Origin of the sequence: Sphingomonas rustica, from assembly GCF_039652585.1 — a bacterium.
GTDB classification, from domain to species: Bacteria; Pseudomonadota; Alphaproteobacteria; order Sphingomonadales; family Sphingomonadaceae; genus Sphingomonas; species Sphingomonas rustica.
In genome coordinates, this window is the sequence record NZ_JBDIZK010000002.1 from 205595 (window position 1) to 225118 (window position 19524).

Here is a 19524-nt window from a genome sequence, read left to right on the forward strand (position 1 = left end):
AGGGACCGTTCGTTCGAGGAAGCGTCGAGGCTGCTTTAGGGCGAGCACCGCCGGCCATCAAGCTTGCGCGGATGGCGATCCGCCCTCTATCGGCTTCGAAAGCGATTTCAGGACAGGGAGATGGATATGCGCCGCAAGCTGGTGGCCGGCAATTGGAAGATGCACGGCCTGAAAGGCGACCTGCCCGAGATTGCCGCGATCGCAGCGGCAGCGCGGGCGAATCCCGGAGTCGATGTCGCGCTGTGCCCGCCCTTCACCCTGATCGAGCCCGCCATCGCCGTTGCCGGGGGCATGCCGATCGGCGCTCAGGACGTGCACGACGCCGACAAGGGTGCGCATACCGGCTGTATCTCGGCGCCGATGCTGGTCGATCTGGGCGCGACGCTGACGATCGTCGGCCATTCCGAACGCCGCGCCGACCAGCATGAGACGAGCCACGACGCCTGGGCCAAGGCGGCGGCGGCGCGCCGTCACGGGCTTCGGGTGATCCTGTGCTGCGGCGAGACCGAGGCCGAGCGTGACGCGGGAAGGGCCGAGCGGATCGTCCAGTCGCAGATCGAGAAATCGCTGCCCGACGGAGCCGCGCCCGAGTGGCTGACGCTTGCCTATGAACCGCGCTGGGCGATCGGGACGGGGCGCACGCCGACGCTGGACGAGATCGCGTCGATCCATGCGATCGCCCGCGCCAAGCTGCGGATGATGGTGGGCGATGCGGCGCGCGGCATCCGCATCCTGTACGGCGGATCGGTGACCGGCGCGAACGCCGGCGCGATCCTGGCGGTGGACGATGTCGACGGGGCGCTGGTGGGTGGCGCGAGCCTGACGGCGGAGAAGTTCGTGCCGATCATCGAGGCTGCGGCTGCCCTGGGCTGAGCGTCAGATAGGCCGCCACGCCCGAGAACAGGGCGGTGGCGGCGCCGACCAGCGATGCGGCGTGAAAGCTGGAGACCAGCGCGGCGCCAGCCGATGCGATCACCGCGCCCGCGATCGCGGTCGCGATCAGGCCGCCGGCCCGCGCGACGGCGCTGTTGAAGCCCGAGGCCGTGCCGGTGTAACGGTCGTCGACGCTGGCCAGCACCGCCGTGGTCAGCGGCGCGGCGACGCAGGACATGCCGAGCGCTATCAGCGTCGCGCCGGGCAGCACCTGCGTCCAATAGTCGCCCCCTTCCTGTACCAGCAGCATGAGCGCGAAGCCGGTCGCCACGACGATCGGGCCGAAGGTGAGTGGCAGGCGAGGGCCGAGGCGGGTGGTCAACCGTCCCATCAGCGGAGACGCCAGGCCGACCCCCAGCGGCAGCGGCAGCAGCGCCATCCCGGCCTGGAGCGCGGAGTAGCCGCTCGCCTCGATCAGCACATAGGGCAGGAGCAGCAGCACGCCGCCAAGTGCGCCATAGAGGCAGAAGGTCAGGATCGTCAGCCCGGCAAAGGCGCGTGAGGCGAACAGGTCGAGCGGCATCATCGCCCGTGCCCCGCGATGCCGTTCGATCCACACGAACGCCCCGGCAAGGACGATGCCCGCAGCCAGGGCGCCGACGACTTCGGCATCGATCGCACCGCGGCTCGACCAGAGGGTAAGGCCCCAGGTCAGTGCGCCGAGCGCCAGCGTCGCGCTGACGGCGCCCGGCCAGTCGAGCGGCTGCTCGCCGGCGCGGCTTTCCTCGACGAAGCGCCAGGCGATCGCGATCGCGACCAGCGCGATCGGCAGGTTGATGAAGAAGATCGAGCGCCAGCCGATCGTATCGACCAGCCAGCCGCCGAGCGGCGGCCCGACCGCCCCGGCAATGGCGGCGACCGCTGCCCAGGTGCCGATCGCCTTGCCCCGTGCCTCGCCGGTGAAGGCGTGGCTGAGCGCGGCGAGGCTGTTGGGCAGCAGGATCGCGGCGCCGATGCCCTGCACCGCCCGCGCGGTCAGCAGCAGGTTCAGATCCCTCGCGACCGCGCAGCCGACCGACGCGATGGTGAACAGCGCGATGCCGAGGATCAGCAGCCGGCGCCGGCCATAATGGTCGCCCGCCGCGCCGCCCAGCAACAGGAGCGCCGACAGCGGCAGGAGATAGGCGTTGACGGTCCATTGCAGCTCGGCCGGGCTGGCGTGGAGGTCCGCGCCGATCGCGGGAAGCGCGACATTGGTGACAGACCCGTCGATGAAGGCGAGGCTTGACGCGAGGATGCACGCCACGAGCGTCAGCCCTGGGCGGTACGCGCCCCGGGGCGGCGTTCGGACGGCCGGTTCGGCGGAAGTCGAGGTCACGCGTGCGGTTCTGAACCATCTCCCCGATGCAGGCCAGCCGAACCTTCACCATTGGCGAGGCAATCGGATCGGGATATGTCTGCACGATCGGGAAGGGAGGGCGAAATGATCCTTCGCATGCTGTGCTGGTTCGCGCTGGTCCTGACGGCAAGTGCCGCGACGGCGGGCGCGATCGAACACCACCGGATCGGCGCGCCCAGCCTGAGTGGCAACGTGCTCGGCCTGCCGCTCCAGCGCGGCGTGACCGTCTATCTGCCGGACGACTATGCTGAACCCGGTCGGCGATTTCCGGTCATCTATTATCTGACGGGCTTTTTCGAGGACGATCGGGCGATCTGGGCCAATAGCGACGCGGCGGCGGTCGTCGACGCCGCGATCGCGCGTCGCGCGATCCCCGGCGTCATCATCGTGACGGCGGACTTCACGACGCCCGCCGGCGGAAGCTGGTACGTCAATTCGGCCGTGACCGGGAACTGGCAGGATTTCATGGTCCGCGACCTGATCCCCTGGGTGGATGCGCGCTACCGGACGATCGCATCGCGCGACGGGCGCGGCGTGGCGGGCGACCGGATGGGAGGGCATGGCGCGATCCGGTTCGGCATGACCCATCCGGAGGTTTTCTCGTCGGTCTATGCGCTTCACCCGATCGGCATGGGGCCGGGGCTGCAGACGATGTTTTCCCGGCCGGACTGGAGCCTGATGCAGCGCGCCCGATCGATCGACGACCTGCGCGACAACGGCTTCTCGCTGATCTTCACCTCGATCTTCCAGGCGTTCCTGCCCGACCGGACGCGCGCGCCGCTTCACTTCGTACCGCCTGCGAGGCTGAAAGACGGGCGGATCGAGGTCGATGCCGCGGTCGCGGAGCGACTGAACGCTGCCTTCTTCCTCGACCGGCAGGTCGCCGCGACTGCGGACAATCTGAAGCGGTTGAAGGGGTTCATGTTCGACTGGGGCCGCAACGACCCCAATTACGATCATATCGTGTCGATCCAGGCCTTTGCCCGGACGCTCGACGCTTTCGGCGTGCCGTACGAGGCCGAGGAATATCGGGGCGGCTGGGGCGACCGGATCTGGGGTGCGGACGGCCGCGTCGCGACCGAGATGCTGCCCTTCTTTGCGCGTCACCTCGCCTGGCGATGACCGGGCCCCTTCCCGTGCGGGAAGGGGCCTTCGATCCTAGCCGGCGTACCGGTCCTTCAGCAGCTTCCACACCGCGCGCAGGCCCGCCGCGTCGGCGCCCTTGGGGCGGCCCGGCTTGGGCGAGCCCTGCCAGCAGAAGATGTCGAGATGCGCCCACTGCGCTTTTTCAGGAACGAATTCCTTGAGGAACAGCGCTGCCGTCAATGCGCCGCCCCAAGGCGTTTCGGCCGCGTTCAGCATGTCGGCGACGTCCGACTTCAGCAGATCCTTGTACGGGTCATAGAGAGGCAGCCGCCAGATCGGGTCGGCCTCTGCCTCGCCGGCGGCGATCAGGTCGCTGGCCAGCGTGTCGTCATTGGCGAACAGCGCCTGCAGATCGGTGCCCAGCGCGACCCGGGCCGCGCCGGTCAGCGTCGCGAAGTCGATCACCAGTTCGGGATTGGCTTCGGCCGCCTTGGTCAGCGCGTCGCCCAGGATCAGGCGACCCTCGGCGTCGGTATTGCTGTTCTCGACCGTGACGCCCTTGCGCGACTGCATCACGTCGCCGGGGCGGGTGGCCTCGCCCGAGATCGAATTCTCGACGGCCGGGACCAGCATGTGAAGGCGGATCGGCAGGCGTGCGCCCATCACCAGTTCGGCGATCGCCAGCGCATGCGCCGCGCCGCCCATGTCCTTCTTCATCAGCCGCATGCCGGCCGCCGGCTTGATGTCGAGGCCGCCCGAATCGAAGCACACGCCCTTGCCGACGATCGCGACGCGGGGATGATCGGGATTGCCCCATTCGATCTCGATCAGGCGCGGCTCGCGGCCCTTGCCGGCCGCCTTGCCGACGGCCCAGATCATGCCATAGCCCTTTTCGATCTCGGGGCCCTTGGTGACCGTCAGCGTCGCGCCGTGCGCCTTGGCGATGTCCGCGGCGGCAGCCTCGACATCGGCCGGGCCGAAATCATTGGCGCCGGTGTTGATCCAGTCGCGCAGCTTGAGCGTCACCGCGGCAAGGCGGACCGCCTCGTCCATGCGCGCGGGATCGCCGGTCAGCAGGACGCGCGGGCCCTGCGCCTTGTCGTCCTTCTTCTTGTAGCGATCGAACTTGTACTGGGCCGTCAGCCAGCCATAGATCGCCTTGCCGGGCTCGGCGCCCTCGACGCGGTAACTGCCCTCGGGCAGCGTTTCCGCCAGGCGGGCGAGGCACCAGGGCGTCAGCTTGTCCTTGTTCGCGACGATCGCGACCACCGACCAGTCTTCCGGATTGTCGCTCGGCAGGATCGCGCTGGCATGCGGCGTGGCCGCCAGCTTTTGCGCGGCGACCGCGGCGCGGTGGCGCGGCGGTTGCGCGGTCAGCCAGGCATCAAAGCCCTTGGCATCGACGAGGTGGATGGCGCGAGCGGCTTGGCCGCGATCGGGCTGAACGAGCGTGTTTGGGTCAGGCATGGCGATGATTTAGGCACCCGCGCGCCGGACGACTAGTGCGGAAACCAGATTTCGGAATGCGGCGCGCGCGTGAGGACGCGACCTAAAGTCGTGGTGAGGGTTGAGCTTACACCAGTCATTACCGAAGATGTAATCAGATCGGAGTCGTAAGTTGAGGTACCGGTTTGACCGCCGATGACTGTCGATCATAGACTGTAACCATTAGAAACGGGTAAATCGAGTCGAGGTTGCGCTCTGGCTGGAGTTTGTCCCATGTTCTTGCCGATCTCGAAACTATTGCCTTATCTGCCTTTGGCGGGCGCATCGGTCGGCTTCGCCGCGGTCCTGGAATTTTCCGCGATTCCCGAACCCTCCATTGCGCAGGAGCAGGGCGAAGAGCCGATCGCCTATGTCGGCCACGGCGCGATGTTCGACGCGCGTGGCGAGGAGGTTGTGCCGACGCTCGAATGGGTCTCCCGTGCCCAGGACTGGTATCGCGCAGTGCTGCTGCGCAAGGTCGATGACGCGGACCGCTCGGCCTATCGCGCGTTCGATAAGCGGCTGATGGCGGGCGTCGAGGAACGCGGCCAGGCGGCGCTGGTGCTGCGCCAGCGTGGGCTCGACTGGCTGCTGGCGCGCAGTCGCAAGCGCGGCGGTGAACGGACGATCGAGGACGAGCGGCTGGGCAGCAAGCTGGGCGCGCTGCGCTACCAGCTGACCTGGAACCTTCCGTTGGGCGGCGCCGAGCGCAAAAAGCGGGGCGAGACGATCTGGAGCGGCGGCAAGTTCCAGCTTCCGCCCGAGATCGAGCGCAAGCTGAAGCTGCGCGACTTCGCGATTTCCAAGGGCGGCGTGGTCTTCCTGTCGACGGTCAACCAGGGGCAGGCCTATATCAACGAATGTGCCGCCGCCGGCGTGCCGATCCCGCCGACGATCAACCAGATGGACCCGAACGGCACCGCGGGATGGAAGTCGCAGGGCTTCATTCCGAAGAATCGCCAGTTCATCGTCCGGACACCCGCCGAGGTCCGCACGTTCGAGACGCCGACCGGCATGTGCATCGCGCTGCCGCGCTATAGCGACGACACGATGACCGAGGTTGCGCTGGATGGAGTCATCTGCCTGAGCAAGACCACGTCGAAGACCTGTTTCTGGGACAATCAGAAGGGCGGCCTGACCTTCTCCTTTCCCTCAGGCCAGCGAATCCCGATCGGGCTGCCCAATGGCGCGATCGATCCGGCGTTGCGCTATCAGGGCGGCGGCGCCGAGCTGACCGATCCGGACGCGGGCATGTGTACCGACTGCCATGCCGGCGAAAATCCCTATATCATCCATCCCGAGGTCGAACTGCGGCCGGGGTACAAGATGCGACAGCTGCGGAACGATCTGCCGATGGTCGCGCCCAACCGCTACGACCCGATCGTTCTCGCCTCCTGGCCGCAAAACGCGCTGTCGCATTCGCCGACCTTCGTACCCGGGGAATGCTCGGGCTGCCATGTCCAGGCCAGCGCAGGCCGCTTCCCGCATCTGTCAAACGAGATCCCCGGCTATTGCAACACGATCCTGCGCGGTGCGGTGGAAGGGCTGGGTGGCGTGCCTTCAGTGCCGCCCACGATGCCGCAGTTCGACGAAGGCAGTGCGGTCGGTGTCGAGGCGGTCAATGTTTTCCGAGCGATGTGCAACACCGACCCGAGCGCCGATCCGTCCGGTCGCGGCGACCCGCACCTGACGACCGTGAACGGCATCAATTACGACTTCCAGTCGGCGGGCGAGTTCGTCGCGCTGCGCAACTCCAGCAACGGGTTCGAGCTTCAGGCGCGGCAGACGCCGGTGACCACCAGCTTCGTGCCCGGCGCGAACCCCTATACCGGTCTTTCGAGCTGCGTCAGCCTCTACACCGCGGCCGCGCTGCGGATCGGGACGCGGCGCGTGACCTATCAACAGGAAGGCGAGCGGATGGCGCTGCGCGTCGACGGTCGAGCGGTCGGCGCGCTCCGGCGGCGGCTGACGCTGGGCGGCGGCAGCATCTCGCCGGTATCGATCGGCGATGGCATCGACGTGATCGCGCCCGACGGAACCCGCGTTCTGATCACCTCCAACTACTGGTCGTCGCAAGGCTATTGGTATCTCAACATCGAGGTGCTCGACACGCCGGCGCGCGAGGGCACGTTCGGGCTGATCCCGGTCGGACAATGGCTGCCGATGGCGCCCGACGGGTTCCGCTTCGGCCCGATGCCCGCCGCGCTCGGTGCGCGCGACATGCTGCTGAACCAGAAGTTCGCCAACGCGTGGCGGGTCACGCCCGCCAACAGCCTGTTCGACTATGCCGCAGGCACGTCGCCCGCCACCTTCGCCGATCCCGGCTGGCCGCCCAAGCAGGGCAGCAGCTGCAGCGCGGTGCCGAAGGTGCCCTCGATCCCCGCGAGAGGCCGCCCGCCGATCCGCCCGATCGAGGACGAGGCCGCGCAACGGTTGTGTCGGCCACTGGCGAACAACAAGGCGGCCTTTGCCGAATGCGTGTTCGACGTGCAGGTGATGGGCGATCCGGGCATGGCCGCCGCCTTCCGCCGTTCGCTCGCCGTCCGCGCCGCCGCGCAGAAGAAGTGAGGCGGCGCCCCGCGCGACGGGTCAGCGGGCGCGGGTCACCTGCGGGGCGCAAAGGGCGAGTGCACGGTCGATCATCGCCACCAGCCGGTCGCGCTGATCGGCAAGCGCCGCGGGCTCGTTGCCGCTGTCGAGCGTTTCGAAGTTGAGATAGTCCAGCCCGTGCAGCACGGCATAGTTGGATGCCGATCCGTCGGTGACGACCACGCGTTCCTGGACGACGTTGAAGTCGTTCTGCGTCAGCTTCCAGCAGAAGGACCGGGCGGGGTCCCGTCCGGTCGGGTGGGTGACGAAGGCGACGGTGTCGTCGTCATCGAACGGAAAGCTGCGCGTCTGCGAGGGATGCGGCGTGTAGAAATCGTCGCAATAGCGGATCGAGATGATGCCGTTGCCGGGCGGATCCGACTTGTTGCATCTGGACTCGCGGGTATCGAAGCCCTTCTGGTTGCTGTGCAGCGCGATGATCGGCCCGTCGGAAGGGCGGTGGGTCTGGAGAATGCGCCGGGCATAGCCGGGCAGGGCGCTGTCGAAATTGCGGTTGGGATCGACCGGCTTGCCGTAATCGACCGCATAGTTGAACCGCTGCCCGTCATGATCCGGGGCAATCCCGGCGTCGACCGCGACGATGGTGCCGCCATAGTTGCGGATCGAGACGAGAGCTGCCTCGAACCCGCCATTCTCGTTGTCGTGGGGGACGAACCAGAGCGGGCCGCGCGGCTTCGTCTGGCTGGTGATCCGCCACAACCGCCACTTCGCGCGTTCCTCGCGGAACTCGATCTTCTCAACCTTCAGTCCGCGCCATTCGGCGGGATCGCGGTGGCGGGCGAAATCATCGTCGTCGATGCGGAGCGGATCGACGCGGGTGATGCGCGTGGCGCCGGGCGCCATATCGGGCGACGCCGCAGCGGACAGGCTAAGGCACAGGGCTGCAAGCAGCGCGCGACGGATCATGCGACCTCCGTTGGCTTTTCAGGCCATCATAGGCACAGCGAGGCCGCAGGACTAATTCCCAGCGGGCATGACCCTGTTCGTCGCGGATATGGTGCGGCGCCCGACGTTGCGGCGCCGACCGGCCTCAGGCGAGGGGAACGCCGAACAGGTCGTGGTCGTCGGCATCCTCGATCTCGACCTGGACGATGTCGCCCTGGCTGAGATGCCCGGCATCGCGCAGATGGACCTCGCCGTCGATCTCGGGCGCATCCGCCTGCGAGCGTCCGGTGGCGCCCTCGTCGCCGACCTCATCGATGATCACCTCGAGCGTGCGCCCGATCTTCGCCTGGAGCTTTGCGGCGGAAATTGCCGCAGTCCGCTCCATCACGCGGGCATAGCGCTCTTCCTTCACTTCCTCCGGCACCGGATCGGGCAGGGCGTTCGCAGCGGCACCCTCGACCGGCTCGAAGCGGAAGGCGCCGACGCGGTCGAGCTGAGCCTCGTCCAGCCAGTCGAGCAGGTACTGGAAATCCTCCTCGGTCTCGCCGGGGAAGCCGACGACGAACGAGCTGCGGATCGCGATATCGGGACAGATGGCGCGCCAGGTCTTCAGCCGCTCGAGCACCTTCGCTTCGTTGGCCGGGCGGCGCATCGTGCGCAGCACGCGCGGGCTGGCATGCTGGAACGGGATGTCGAGATAGGGGAGGACCAGCCCCTCGGCCATCAGCGGGATGACCTGGTCGACATGGGGATAGGGATAGACATAGTGGAGCCGCACCCAGGGCGCGATCCGGCCCAGCTCGCGCGCCAGGTCGGTCATGTGCGGGATCACCTCCTGCCCCTTCCACATGCGCGGCTCCTTGCGGATGTCGACGCCGTAAGCCGAGGTGTCCTGGCTGATGACCAGCAGCTCCTTCGTGCCCGCCTCGACCAGCTTCTCAGCCTCGCGCAGGATCGCATCGGGCCGGCGGCTGGCCAGGTCGCCGCGGATCGACGGGATGATGCAGAACGCGCAGCGGTGGTTGCAGCCCTCGGAGATCTTCAGATAGCTGTAGTGGCGCGGAGTCAGCTTCAGCCCGCTTTCCGGCACCAGGTTCAGGAAGGCGTTGGCCGGCATCGGCGAATGCTCGCGCACCGCATCGACCACCTGCTCGTACTGATGCGCGCCGGTGACCGCGAGCACATTGGGGAAGCGCGCCCGGATCGTCTCTGCTTCCTGGCCCATGCAGCCGGTGACGATGACGCGGCCATTCTCCGCGATCGCCTCGCCGATCGCCTCCAGGCTTTCCTCCTTCGCGCTGTCGAGAAAGCCGCAGGTATTCACCAGCACGACGTCCGCGCCGGAATAGTCGGCGGACATCGCATAGCCGTCCGAGCGAAGCTTGGTGAGGATGCGTTCGCTGTCGACCAGGTTCTTGGGACAGCCCAAGGAGACCATGCCGACGCGCGGCGCTTCAGGAAGTTTGGTTGCCATGATTGGCCGGCGACATAGGGATTTTCGCGCGAAATGCTAGCTGGGGCTGTTCCGCGGGCGATCCGTCACACCGGCGCGCGGAAGATGAAGAAGGCGCCCGTGCCGATCAGGACGAAGCCGATCAGGTGGTTGATCGTGAATTTCTGGCCCAGCCACAGGATCGAGAAGATGGCGAACACGCTCAGCGTGATCACCTCCTGGATCGCCTTGAGCTGGGCTGCGGAATAGACGTCGCTGCCCCAGCGGTTGGCCGGCACCGCCAGCAGATATTCGGGCAGCGCGATCAGCCAGCTGATCAGGATCACCCCGAGCAGGGGCGCCTGCTTGTGCTTGAGATGGCCGTACCAGGCGAAGGTCATGAAGACGTTCGACAGGGCGAGCATGACGATCGGCAGGATGCGGGCGGTGAGCGGCGTGAACATGTCCGCACCATCACCCCGTTGCGCGCCGCGTCAAGCGGGGATCAGCTGATGATCTCGACGATCATGTCGCCTGCCTCCAGCGCCGCGGCCTCGGGCGCCTTGCGGTCATGGCCGACGCCGCCGCGATAGAGGCGCAGGCCGATGCCGGTCTGGATCGCGCTCAGCGGCCTGCCGACCTCGTCGCCGGTGACGGCGCGCTCGGTCAGCTGGACCTGGCCGTGGAAGGAGGCGAGGTCGGTCAGATAGTCGGCGATATGCGGCCCGTTGCACGAACTGGCGAGCAGCAGGCCGGCGAAGCTGACCGGATTGACCACCGTCGTCGCACCCGCGGCGCGCGCCGGCAGCTCGTTGTCCTCGTTGCGCACGATGACGCTGATCGGCAGTTCGGGCGCCAGGTGGCGCGCGGTCAGCGTGATCAGGATCGACGTGTCGTCGCGGCCGGCGGCAATGATCATCGACTGGGCCTGGCCGATGCGCGCCTGGTTCAGCACCTCGTCCCGCGTGCCGTCGGCCTGCATGACGATGCAGCCGCACGACTTGGCCGCCGTTAGCGCCTCCGCATCGGTGTCGATCACCACGAACCGGTCGGGCCGGTCGCCGCGCGCCACCAGCTCGTCCACCGCTTCGGAGCCGGTCTTGCCATAGCCGGCAATGATGATGTGGCCCGTCAGGTTTCGCTGGATCATCGCCATCCGCCATCTCTCCCAGGTACGCTTGAGAACGAAATTATAGGCGGTGCCGAGGAACAGCAGCACCACGAACACGCGGATCGGCGTGACGATCAACGCATCGAACATCCGCGCCGCGTCGCTGACCGGCACGATATCGCCATAGCCGGTCGTCGTGATCGAGATCGACGTGAAATAGATGATGTCGAGGAAGCTGACATGTCCGTCGGCATTGTCGCGCAGCCCGTCGCGCTCGATCCAGTGGACTCCGATCGCAAGCGCAAGCAGCGCCACCACCGCCAGCACGCGCCAGCCGATCGACACCCAGATCGGGAGGCTCGACTTGCGCTTGAGCGTGGCGGGCGGAAGCATCAGCGTTGGGGCAGGCGGGTCAGCGGGTCGACCGGGCTGCGCCCGTCGCGAAGCTCGAAATGCAGCTCGGGCCGATCCGCGCGCCCGGAATTCCCCGAAAGCGCGATCATCTCGCCCTGCCGCACCGTCTGGCCGGGGCGCACCAGCAACTGCCCGGCATGGCCATAGACGCTGGTCCATGTCCCGCCGTGACGCAGGATGACGAGTCCGCCCAGCGACGGCACGTCCCGGCCGACATAGGCCACCACGCCGTCGGCCGCCGCCATCACCGGGGTGCCGATCGGGGTGGCGATCTTGATCCCCGTACTGCGCTCGCCGCTGCGGCCGGGGCCGAAGCGGGTCACGACCATTCCCTTCAGCGGCCATTGCAGCGACGCCGGCGGTCGCAGCGACGAAGGCATCTCGCCGGGCAGGGTCCCGGATCGGTGCGGTGCCGCTGCCGGTTCGGCGCGGTCCGCGAGGGCAAGGGCGGGCCGGGTGCCCGTCACGATGTCGTCGAGATCGACCTGGACCCGATCGCCTCGCGCCTCCGACCTGTCGTCGACCGCGGGGATCAGCAGCCTCAGGCCGGTTCGCAGCACATAGGGTTCGCTCAACGCGTTGGCGGCGATGATCCGGCTCCAGCGCACGGCATAGGCGCGGGCGATCGCGATCCCGGTCTCGCCTTCGTGGACGGTATGATAGCGGCCCCCCGGGATGAAGAGCCGCTGGCCCGGGCGCACCGCATAGGGCGGGACGAGATTGTTGGGGCGGGCGATCGCTTCGCTGCCTGCGCCCGTCCGTTCGGCGATCAGCCGCAAGGTATCGCCCTGTCGCACGATATAGGTGGTGGCCGCGACCTCGATCGCATCCGCCAGTACCGGGCGGGCCTGCCATGCCGTCGGCGGAGCGACGTGCGCCGACGCCGGGGGAGACCATGTGTCCCGATATGGGGCAGAAGGGGGCTCCGCCGATGCGCGCTGGGCCATCGGCGGTACCATCGTGCAACCGGTCGTCAGCGCGAGCGCGATCAGCGCAGCTCCCCTAATCCACATATCTCTGTTCCCCCCGGAAGCCCCGACTATAGCGCAAGCCGGTCCGGTTCAGGAAGCCGAGATGCGCTCCAACCGGTTCAGGCCGCGCAGATAGGGCTGCAGCACCTCGGGCACGGCGACCGAGCCATCCTCCTGCTGATAATTCTCGACCACGGCGACGACGGTGCGGCCGACCGCCAGGCCGGACCCGTTGAGCGTGTGGACGAAGCGCGTGGCCTTCTCGCCCTCGGGGCGATAGCGCGCGTTCATCCGGCGCGCCTGGAAGTCGGTGCAGGTCGAGCAGGAACTGATCTCGCGATAGCGTCCCTGGCCCGGGAGCCAGACCTCGAGGTCATAGGTGCGCGCGGCAGAAAAGCCCATGTCGCCGGTGCACAGCTTCATCCGGCGGAACGCCAGGCCCAGCTTCGTCAGGATGTCCTCGGCACAGGCCGTCATGCGCTCATGCTCGTCGTCGGACGTCTCCGGCGTCACGATCGACACCATCTCGACCTTCTCGAACTGGTGCTGGCGGATATAGCCGCGCGTGTCGCGTCCGGCGGCGCCCGCCTCCGAACGGAAGCACGGGCTGAGCGCGGTGAAGCGCAGCGGCAGGGCCTCCTCGCTCAGGATCTGCTCGCGCACGGTGTTGGTCAGACTGACTTCCGAGGTCGGGATCAGCCAGCGCCCGTCGGTGGTCTGGAAACTGTCCTCGGCGAACTTGGGCAGCTGGCCCGTGCCGAACATGACCTCGTCGCGCACCATCAGCGGGACGACGGTTTCCTCATAGCCATGGTCGGCGGTCAGCGTGTCGAGCATGAACTGCCCGAGCGCGCGGTGCAGCCGGGCCGCGGATCCACGGACGAAGGTGAAGCGCGAACCGGCAAGCATCGCGCCGGTTTCGAAGTCCAGGCCAAGCGCGGGTCCGATCGCGTCATGCTCCTTCACCGCGAAGGCGAAGTCGGGACGAGAGCCGCGCTCATGCACCAGCGCATTGTCATTCTCGTCCGCTCCCGCGGGCACGTCGCCCAGCGGCAGGTTGGGCAGCGACGCCAGCCGGCCGCCCAGCTCGTCGGCGATGCCCTTTTCCTCCGCCTCGATGGCCGGGAGCCGTTCCTTCAGCGCGGATACCTCCGCCATCAGCGCCTGGGCCGTCGCCTCGTCCTTCCGGGCCTTGGCGGCGCCGATCGCCTTCGAGGCTTCGTTGCGGCGGGCCAGTCCCGCCTGGATCTCGGTCAGCAGCGCGCGGCGGCGTTCGTCGAGCGCAACGATCCCGGCGGCGGCGGGCTGGAGGCCTCGGCGGCCCAGGCCCGCGTCGAACGCGGCCGGATTATCCCTGATGGAGCGAATGTCATGCATGGGCTCGGCATTTAGCGGGGGCGGCGGCGTGCGCAACCCGGCTTTGGGGCTGGTCGGCGCATGTCGGCACGTTCCGGGGCCGGCGACCGCAACCCGCACCGCGCGGGCGGGTTACCCTGACAACAACCAGAGGAGATCCCCATGCGTGTGTCCCACAACGCCTTTGTCGTCGTCGCCGATGGCAGGAAGATGATGTTCTTCCGCAACGAGGGCGATGCCGAGCACCTCAATCTTCAGATCGAAAAGAAGCGGGTCGACCAGAACCCGTCCGATCTCGACCAGTCGACCGACCAGGCCGGCCGGGCGTCTTCGACACGCACCGGCGGGGCCAACTGGTCGTCGGGCAGCAATGTCGAGGAGACCGACTTCCATCAGCAGGAAGAGGACCGGTTCGCGGCGGAAACGGCCCAGTTGCTGAAGGAACGTGCGCTGCGCGGCGAGTTCGAATCGCTGATCATCGTCGCTCCGCCGCGGACGCTCGGCGAACTGCGCAAACATTATCACAAGGAAGTGTCGGACCGCCTCGCCGGCGAGATCGACAAGGACCTGACCAAGCATCCCGTGTCGGAGATCGAGGCACTGATCTCCGCTGCGGAATAGGCCGAAATCCGGCGCGACACGGGCGGCGATCGGCCGCCCGTGTCGTCACGCCGTCTCGGCTTTCTTCTTTGCCAGGCGCTTTCGGGCGACCAGGGCCGCCGCCGCGCCACCGAACAGCAGGATCATCGGCGGGGCGGGGACCGGCGACGGTCCCGAGGATCCGCCATGCGACGATCCGCCATGGCTGGACGACCCATGCCAGCCGCTCGACCCGTGCCAGCCCGAGGAATGGCCCCAGCTCGACGAACCCTTGGAGCTCGATCCGTAGGACGAGCTGGAGGTCGATGAACTCGACGACGACGATGTGGACGAAGAGGTTGAGGAGCTGTTCGAGGAGGAGGTCGACGAACTCGTCGAGATCCCCGATGAGGTCGATGTCGAGGACGAGGTCGCGCCTGACGAGGTCGAGCTGGACGATCCGCCGGTCGAGGATGTCGAACTGATCTCGATATTGATCCCGCTGCTGCCCGACGAGCTGCCGCTGCCCGAGCTGCCGAAGAAACCGCCTGCGAAGAACCCGCCGACGAAACCACCGCCGGTGGATCCGCCGATCACGCCCGACGATCCGCCGCCCGAACTTCCCGTTGCAATTTCGCCGATCGGCGGGGGCAGGGGAACGGGGGCGCCCTGGCTGGTCACCGTCACCACCGCGGGCGCGCACTGGGCCTGGGTGGTGGTCACCGTGCGGCGTACCACCCGCCTGGGCGCGGTCCGGGCGACCGTGCGCCGGACGACGCGTTTCTTGGTCACCACTTTCTTCGCGACCTGCGCCCGTGGCTTGGGCTTGCTTTCGACGACGTGCACCGCGCCGCCCCCGACAAGCGCGCCGCCGCAAGCGCACGCGCAAAGTTTCGCCAAAGCCATGCGAACCGACATGATTGTCCCACTCTTCCCGTTGCTGGCTCGCGATGCGCGACGGCATGTCCAGCGGATTGCCCAAACCGAGTGAGTGGAAAGTGCAAAACAAACCATTAAGCGCAACGCAATTAACGGTCATTAACCATATACTTGGCGCCGAAATCGGGTTTGGCCCGCAGGTGACATGGTTAATGTCCACGTTCGGCACAGTTATGGTCGAGCTGCCTGGTCGACGCGATGACGTTACTGGACCACAACTATCGTCTCTTGTCGGCCATCCGTTCAGTCGCAGCTAATTTCCCCTGCCTTAAAGGACATTTGTCGGCGGTCTTTTACGTGATTCGCCCGCTTGTTTACGGTTTCACGCACGCCTATAGGCGCTGCGGGCAAAGGCGGTCTCCGACGGCGTGCGAGCGCGAGACCGCGTTGGAGAGAGTGGGATATGGCTTCGGTTTTGGGACGAGTCGAAGATCCTGAGCAGGCTCCGCCGAGCGTGGCGAACGATGGGTATCGTCCCAGCGCCGACGAGCCGTTCATGAATCCCCGGCAGCAGGAATATTTCCGCGACAAGCTTCTGGCGTGGAAGGACGCGATCCATCGCGAATCTGCCGGTACGCTGTCGCACTTGCAGAACGAGTCGCTGCGCGAGGCGGATCTGACCGATCGCGCGTCGAGCGAAACGGACTGGTCGATCGAGCTGCGCACGCGCGACCGCCAGCGCAAGCTGATCTCCAAGATCGATGCGGCGCTGCGCCGGATCGAGGATGGCGAATATGGCTATTGCGAAGTCACCGGCGAGCCGATCTCGCTGGGCCGGCTCGAGGCGCGTCCGATCGCGACGATGACGGTCGAGGCGCAGGAGCGCCACGAGCGCAACGAGAAAGTCTCGCGCGAGGAATAGACGGATCGTCGAACGGGCGCCGGGGATCGGTCTCCGGCCGGGTTCGGGTTAACGGTTTCGATACCGGTTTCTGGTCTATTCCGCGCGGTGACACTTCGCGTTCGGACAGTCTGAATGGACCAGCTTTCGTTTGATCCCCCGGCGGCGTCGGGAAGCGATGACCCTTCCGGTCAGCGCAGCGGCGCGCGGGACAGCCTGATGCTGTCGGCGACCCTGCGCATCGCCGGCCGGAGCGACGTGACGGTCCGGATCCGCAACCTGTCGGCCGGCGGCCTGATGGCGGAATATGCCGAGCTTGTGCATCGCGGAACAGCGCTCGAGATCGAGGTTCGCGGGATCGGCTGGGTCGGCGGCGCGGTCGCCTGGGTTGCCGAGGGGCGCATCGGGGTCGCGTTCGATCGGGCGATCGATCCGATGGCTGCCCGCAAGCCCGTGGGCAGGGGCGCGTCCACTCCCGTCTATGCAAAGCCCGTGCTGCTTCGCCGCTGAGCCGGGGACGGTTTTGCGACGCGATCCGCGTTGATCCTGTCGGGTTGAGTGGCATTGTCCCCCGGCGTTGATGCCGGGGGCGATGACGTGGCGACTGATGCGCCGGTTGGGCCTTAGCGTTCCATTTCCTCTTTGACGCGCAGCTTCTGGCGCTTCAGGTCGGCAATCAGGATATCATCCGGGCGGGGCCGCTGCGACTCGGCCGCGATCCGCTGATCGAGCACTTCATGCTTGGCGTTGAGCGCCGAGAAATGTGCGGTGTTCATGGATGTTTCCTCCTTCGATGTTCAAGGCCGGAGAGTGAGTAGACCATCTTTACGCGCGCTTGTCGCGGGTGGTTTCAGAGGCTTTCGGCGAAATGGCGAAAAGCCGCGATGGCCCGTTGCGCGCTGCCGCGCTGTTCGTGCAGGAGGGGCGGCATGGACGAACGCGAGATTCTTCACCGTATCGAACAGCTGCGGTCCGAGCACCGGGATCTCGACTCGGCGATCGGCGCGCTGCTGGCGATGGGCGGGGACCAGCTGCAGATCGCGCGGCTCAAGAAGCGCAAGCTGCTGCTCAAGGACGAGATCGCCCAGCTCGAGGATCAGTTGATCCCCGACATCATCGCCTGATCGCGAACGCCGACATGCGGGATATTATGCATTCTGTTCCCGGCTGCGCTGTGGCAGAATCGGGGTCATGACCGGCGCAATGGGCACCTCGCTGATTCATCGCCGGCTGGCCGACTCGCTCCATGTCGAGGCGATGGTGCTGGCCGACGAGGCGCGCGCCTATTTCGACGAATTCGGCCGCAACGAACGCGACGCGCTCGAGGCGGCAAGCCGGGTCGCCTTTTCGTGCGAGTCGCTGAAGGTCACGACGCGGCTGATGCACATCATCGCCTGGCTGCTGACCCGGCGGGCGGTGGATACGGGCGAGATCGTCGAGCAGGATGCACGTTCCCCGGCACGCCGCCTGGGGCTCGCGCCGGACAGCGACGATGCGGTCCTGGCGGCGATGCCGGGCCAGGCCGAGGCGATCATGCGCAGCAGCATCGACCTGTACCGTCGGGTCGCGCGGCTGGACACCGCACTGGACGATCCGGTCCCGGCCGGCGCCAGCCCGGCCCGGTCGATGATCGATCGCCTGTCCGCCGCATTCTGAGCGAAACCGGCAAGGTCTTCGACGTCAGCGGGGCAGGGCAGCCTTGGCCGCGGCATATTCGGCCTTCAGCCGCTCGATCAGCGTCGCGGCCGGCTCCACCGCATGGACCGCGCCGATCCCCTGACCCGACCCCCAGATGTCCTTCCATGCCTTTGCGGCGCCGAAATTCATCTGGCTGGGATCGCTTGCCGGCAGATCGTCGGGATCGAGGCCCGCCGCGACGATCGACGCGCGCAGGTAATTGCCGTGAACCCCGGTGAAGAGGTTCGAATAGACAATGTCCGACGCGCGGCCGTCGACGATGCCCTGCTTGTACGCATCGACCGCATTGGCCTCCGCCGTCGCGATGAAGGGGGAGCCGATATAGGCGAGGTCGGCGCCGAGCACCTGTGCCGCGAGGATCGATCTGCCGGTCGAGATCGCGCCGGACAGGATGACCGGTCCGTCGAACCACTCGCGCACTTCCTGCACCAGCGGGAAGGGGTTCAGCCGGCCGGCATGGCCGCCCGCCCCGGTCGCGACCAGGATCAGGCCGTCGGCGCCCTTCTCGATCGCCTTGTGCGCGAAACGGTCGTCGATCACGTCGTGCAGGGTGATGCCGCCCCAGCCATGGACCGCGTCGTTCAGTTCCGGCCTGGCGCCCAGCGAGGTGATGACGATCGGCACCTTCCACTTGGCGCAGGTCGCGAGATCCTCTTCCAGCCGCGCATTGGAGCGGTGGACGATCTGGTTGACCGCGAACGGCGCCGCGGGCGTGTCGGGATTGTCGCGATCCCAGGCCGCCAGTTCCTCGGTAATCTGCTGCAGCCACTCGTCCAGCTGGCTTTGCGGCCGCGCGTTCAGCGCGGGGAACGAGCCGACAATGCCCGCCTTGCACTGGGCGATGACCAGATCGGGCACCGAGATGATGAAGAGCGGCGATCCGATGACGGGAAGCCGCAGGCGGTTGAAGATCGGGGGCAGGGCCATGCAGGTTTCATAGCGCAACCGGAATGGCTGTCGAGAGCGGGCCGGCGGACGCTACGGCAGCCTGACGTGACGATCCGGACGGGTGCGACCGCGGTCAGCCGACTCGGGTCAGGCGTTCGGCATAGTCGCGTTGCTTGTGGACATAGGTCGCGGCCGAGACCTTGAGGAACGCCAGGGTCGCGTCGTCGAGCGGACGGATCGCCTTGGCGGGGCTGCCGACGATCAGGTGGCCGGGAGGGAATGTCTTCCCCTCGGTCACCAGCGCGCCGGCGCCGACCACGCAATCCTCGCCGATGACGGCGCGGTTGAGGATCGTCGCGCCCATCCCGATCAGCGTGCGGTCGCCCACGGTGCAGCCATGCAGCACGGCATGATGGCCGACGGTCACGTCGTCGCCGACGGTGCAGGGCTGTCCGGGATCCGAATGGAGCATCGCCCCATCCTGGATGTTGCTGCCCTTGCCGATCGCGATCCGCGTATTGTCGGCACGGATCACCGCGCCGAACCAGACGGATGACTCCTCGGCCAGATGGACGTCACCGATCAGGTCCGCACTGGGCGCGACCCAGGCGGTCTCGGCGATGACGGGGCGCTGGCCCCCGATTTCGTAAAGCGGCATCCACCCCTCCTATCGGACGGGCGCGCGAATTAGAACAGCGCCTCGAACGTCGCCAGGGGAACCTGCATGCCCATCGCGATCGCAACGGCCACCCCCGCCATCAGCAATGCGAGCGTCGAGGACAGCGAAAACAGGCCCCAGCCTGCCAGGACCAGCGCCGGCGACGAGGAACGCCGTTCCTGCTGGTTGCGGCGCATCGATGTGAGGACGAACAGCGCGGTCATCGCGTACATGAACAGAAAGAACTCGGTCATCTCACCCACCCGGTAATAGCCGGGAGTCGCTTACCGGTTCAGCGG

21 protein-coding genes are annotated in these 19524 nt (G+C 67.2%); 9 read left to right on the forward strand and 12 right to left on the reverse strand.

The genetic code is table 11. The annotated features are described in order from the left end of the window. The first annotated feature begins 126 nt into the window (after nt 1–126). Nucleotides 127–873, forward strand: a complete 747-nt coding sequence (gene tpiA, locus TPR58_RS03915) for a triose-phosphate isomerase (RefSeq protein ID WP_428835689.1) — start codon at nt 127–129, stop codon at nt 871–873. Here tpiA and TPR58_RS03920 read toward each other — a convergent pair. Next, nucleotides 845–2179, reverse strand: coding sequence for an MFS transporter (locus tag TPR58_RS03920; RefSeq protein ID WP_346245308.1), 1335 nt, complete (start codon nt 2177–2179; stop codon nt 845–847). The two genes, tpiA and TPR58_RS03920, sit on opposite strands and share 29 nt — an antisense overlap. Nucleotides 2180–2356: 177 nt before the next feature. Here TPR58_RS03920 and TPR58_RS03925 point away from each other — a divergent pair, with 177 nt between their 5' ends. Next, nucleotides 2357–3394 (forward strand): alpha/beta hydrolase, encoded by a 1038-nt coding sequence (locus TPR58_RS03925; RefSeq protein WP_346245309.1) that lies wholly within the window; start codon nt 2357–2359, stop codon nt 3392–3394. Between the two features lie 36 nt (nt 3395–3430). Here the strand turns inward: TPR58_RS03925 and TPR58_RS03930 are convergent, their stop codons facing one another. Then, a complete protein-coding gene (locus TPR58_RS03930) occupies nt 3431–4825 on the reverse strand; it encodes a leucyl aminopeptidase family protein (RefSeq protein ID WP_346245310.1) in 1395 nt (464 codons plus the stop codon). A gap of 252 nt (nt 4826–5077) precedes the next feature. On the opposite strand from TPR58_RS03930, the gene TPR58_RS03935 reads away from it, so the two are divergent. Then, nucleotides 5078–7411, forward strand: a complete 2334-nt coding sequence (locus TPR58_RS03935; protein WP_346245311.1) for a hypothetical protein — start codon at nt 5078–5080, stop codon at nt 7409–7411. Between the two features lie 21 nt (nt 7412–7432). Here TPR58_RS03935 and TPR58_RS03940 read toward each other — a convergent pair whose 3' ends face one another. The 6 genes from TPR58_RS03940 to serS form a co-directional block, all read right to left on the reverse strand. Beyond that, nucleotides 7433–8359 carry a hypothetical protein gene (locus TPR58_RS03940; RefSeq protein WP_346245312.1) on the reverse strand — a complete coding sequence of 309 codons (927 nt, stop codon included), beginning with the start codon at nt 8357–8359 and terminating at the stop codon, nt 7433–7435. 124 nt (nt 8360–8483) lie between these two features. Then, nucleotides 8484–9812: a 30S ribosomal protein S12 methylthiotransferase RimO gene (gene rimO / locus TPR58_RS03945; RefSeq protein WP_346245313.1), complete on the reverse strand. Its 1329-nt coding sequence runs from the start codon at nt 9810–9812 to the stop codon at nt 8484–8486. Between the two features lie 65 nt (nt 9813–9877). After that, entirely contained in the window at nt 9878–10234 is a 357-nt protein-coding gene (locus TPR58_RS03950) for a DMT family protein (RefSeq protein ID WP_346245314.1), read from the reverse strand. A 41-nt stretch (nt 10235–10275) separates the two neighbouring features. Continuing rightward, nucleotides 10276–11274, reverse strand: a complete 999-nt coding sequence (locus TPR58_RS03955) for a potassium channel family protein (protein WP_346245315.1) — start codon at nt 11272–11274, stop codon at nt 10276–10278. Further along, nucleotides 11274–12308, reverse strand: coding sequence for a peptidoglycan DD-metalloendopeptidase family protein (locus TPR58_RS03960; protein WP_346245316.1), 1035 nt, complete (start codon nt 12306–12308; stop codon nt 11274–11276). The genes TPR58_RS03955 and TPR58_RS03960 overlap by 1 nt, the downstream gene beginning before the upstream one ends. A 48-nt stretch (nt 12309–12356) precedes the next feature. Next, complete coding sequence (gene serS / locus TPR58_RS03965; RefSeq protein WP_346245317.1) at nt 12357–13643, reverse strand: serine--tRNA ligase; 1287 nt, start codon at nt 13641–13643, stop codon at nt 12357–12359. 141 nt (nt 13644–13784) lie between these two features. Here serS and TPR58_RS03970 point away from each other — a divergent pair, with 141 nt between their 5' ends. The 4 genes from TPR58_RS03970 (at nt 13785) to TPR58_RS03985 (ending at nt 16491) form a co-directional block, all read left to right on the forward strand. Next, entirely contained in the window at nt 13785–14243 is a 459-nt protein-coding gene (locus TPR58_RS03970) for a host attachment family protein (protein ID WP_346245318.1), read from the forward strand. Nucleotides 14244–14547: 304 nt separating this feature from the next. Further along, nucleotides 14548–15192 carry a hypothetical protein gene (locus TPR58_RS03975; protein ID WP_346245319.1) on the forward strand — a complete coding sequence of 215 codons (645 nt, stop codon included), beginning with the start codon at nt 14548–14550 and terminating at the stop codon, nt 15190–15192. 351 nt (nt 15193–15543) lie between these two features. After that, nucleotides 15544–16002, forward strand: coding sequence for an RNA polymerase-binding protein DksA (dksA, locus tag TPR58_RS03980; protein WP_346245320.1), 459 nt, complete (start codon nt 15544–15546; stop codon nt 16000–16002). A 114-nt stretch (nt 16003–16116) separates the two neighbouring features. Beyond that, complete coding sequence (locus tag TPR58_RS03985) at nt 16117–16491, forward strand: PilZ domain-containing protein (protein WP_346245321.1); 375 nt, start codon at nt 16117–16119, stop codon at nt 16489–16491. Between the two features lie 113 nt (nt 16492–16604). Here TPR58_RS03985 and TPR58_RS03990 read toward each other — a convergent pair whose 3' ends face one another. Then, nucleotides 16605–16757, reverse strand: a complete 153-nt coding sequence (locus tag TPR58_RS03990) for a YdcH family protein (protein WP_346245322.1) — start codon at nt 16755–16757, stop codon at nt 16605–16607. A gap of 153 nt (nt 16758–16910) precedes the next feature. Between TPR58_RS03990 and TPR58_RS03995 the strand changes: the two genes are divergently transcribed. Beyond that, nucleotides 16911–17105: a YdcH family protein gene (locus TPR58_RS03995; protein ID WP_346245323.1), complete on the forward strand. Its 195-nt coding sequence runs from the start codon at nt 16911–16913 to the stop codon at nt 17103–17105. A gap of 67 nt (nt 17106–17172) precedes the next feature. Further along, nucleotides 17173–17637 (forward strand): DUF1465 family protein, encoded by a 465-nt coding sequence (locus TPR58_RS04000; protein WP_346245324.1) that lies wholly within the window; start codon nt 17173–17175, stop codon nt 17635–17637. A 24-nt stretch (nt 17638–17661) separates the two neighbouring features. On the opposite strand, the gene TPR58_RS04005 is transcribed toward TPR58_RS04000, so the two are convergent. The 3 genes from TPR58_RS04005 to TPR58_RS04015 form a co-directional block, all read right to left on the reverse strand. Then, a complete protein-coding gene (locus tag TPR58_RS04005) occupies nt 17662–18606 on the reverse strand; it encodes an NAD(P)H-dependent flavin oxidoreductase (RefSeq protein WP_346245325.1) in 945 nt (314 codons plus the stop codon). Nucleotides 18607–18700: 94 nt separating this feature from the next. Then, nucleotides 18701–19225: a gamma carbonic anhydrase family protein gene (locus TPR58_RS04010; protein WP_346245326.1), complete on the reverse strand. Its 525-nt coding sequence runs from the start codon at nt 19223–19225 to the stop codon at nt 18701–18703. 29 nt (nt 19226–19254) lie between these two features. Next, on the reverse strand, nt 19255–19479 hold the full coding sequence (locus tag TPR58_RS04015) for a hypothetical protein (protein WP_346245327.1): 225 nt from the start codon (nt 19477–19479) through the stop codon (nt 19255–19257). Between the last annotated feature and the right edge of the window lie 45 nt (nt 19480–19524).

What these genes read in the sequence shown, in the direction of transcription:
- TPR58_RS04005 (WP_346245325.1), bottom strand. Translation starts at nt 18,606, where the DNA reads ATGGCCCTGCCCCCGATCTTCAACCGCCTGCGGCTTCCCGTCATCGGA.
- TPR58_RS04010 (WP_346245326.1), bottom strand. Translation starts at nt 19,225, where the DNA reads ATGCCGCTTTACGAAATCGGGGGCCAGCGCCCCGTCATCGCCGAGACC.
- TPR58_RS03990 (WP_346245322.1), bottom strand. Translation starts at nt 16,757, where the DNA reads ATGAACACCGCACATTTCTCGGCGCTCAACGCCAAGCATGAAGTGCTC.
- TPR58_RS03985 (WP_346245321.1), top strand. Translation starts at nt 16,117, where the DNA reads ATGGACCAGCTTTCGTTTGATCCCCCGGCGGCGTCGGGAAGCGATGAC.
- TPR58_RS03930 (WP_346245310.1), bottom strand. Translation starts at nt 4,825, where the DNA reads ATGCCTGACCCAAACACGCTCGTTCAGCCCGATCGCGGCCAAGCCGCT.
- rimO (WP_346245313.1), bottom strand. Translation starts at nt 9,812, where the DNA reads ATGGCAACCAAACTTCCTGAAGCGCCGCGCGTCGGCATGGTCTCCTTG.
- TPR58_RS04015 (WP_346245327.1), bottom strand. Translation starts at nt 19,479, where the DNA reads ATGACCGAGTTCTTTCTGTTCATGTACGCGATGACCGCGCTGTTCGTC.
- TPR58_RS03935 (WP_346245311.1), top strand. Translation starts at nt 5,078, where the DNA reads ATGTTCTTGCCGATCTCGAAACTATTGCCTTATCTGCCTTTGGCGGGC.
- TPR58_RS03995 (WP_346245323.1), top strand. Translation starts at nt 16,911, where the DNA reads ATGGACGAACGCGAGATTCTTCACCGTATCGAACAGCTGCGGTCCGAG.
- tpiA (WP_428835689.1), top strand. Translation starts at nt 127, where the DNA reads ATGCGCCGCAAGCTGGTGGCCGGCAATTGGAAGATGCACGGCCTGAAA.
- TPR58_RS03925 (WP_346245309.1), top strand. Translation starts at nt 2,357, where the DNA reads ATGATCCTTCGCATGCTGTGCTGGTTCGCGCTGGTCCTGACGGCAAGT.
- TPR58_RS03955 (WP_346245315.1), bottom strand. Translation starts at nt 11,274, where the DNA reads ATGCTTCCGCCCGCCACGCTCAAGCGCAAGTCGAGCCTCCCGATCTGG.
- TPR58_RS03950 (WP_346245314.1), bottom strand. Translation starts at nt 10,234, where the DNA reads ATGTTCACGCCGCTCACCGCCCGCATCCTGCCGATCGTCATGCTCGCC.
- TPR58_RS03960 (WP_346245316.1), bottom strand. Translation starts at nt 12,308, where the DNA reads ATGTGGATTAGGGGAGCTGCGCTGATCGCGCTCGCGCTGACGACCGGT.
- serS (WP_346245317.1), bottom strand. Translation starts at nt 13,643, where the DNA reads ATGCATGACATTCGCTCCATCAGGGATAATCCGGCCGCGTTCGACGCG.
- TPR58_RS03940 (WP_346245312.1), bottom strand. Translation starts at nt 8,359, where the DNA reads ATGATCCGTCGCGCGCTGCTTGCAGCCCTGTGCCTTAGCCTGTCCGCT.
- TPR58_RS03970 (WP_346245318.1), top strand. Translation starts at nt 13,785, where the DNA reads ATGCGTGTGTCCCACAACGCCTTTGTCGTCGTCGCCGATGGCAGGAAG.
- dksA (WP_346245320.1), top strand. Translation starts at nt 15,544, where the DNA reads ATGGCTTCGGTTTTGGGACGAGTCGAAGATCCTGAGCAGGCTCCGCCG.
- TPR58_RS04000 (WP_346245324.1), top strand. Translation starts at nt 17,173, where the DNA reads ATGACCGGCGCAATGGGCACCTCGCTGATTCATCGCCGGCTGGCCGAC.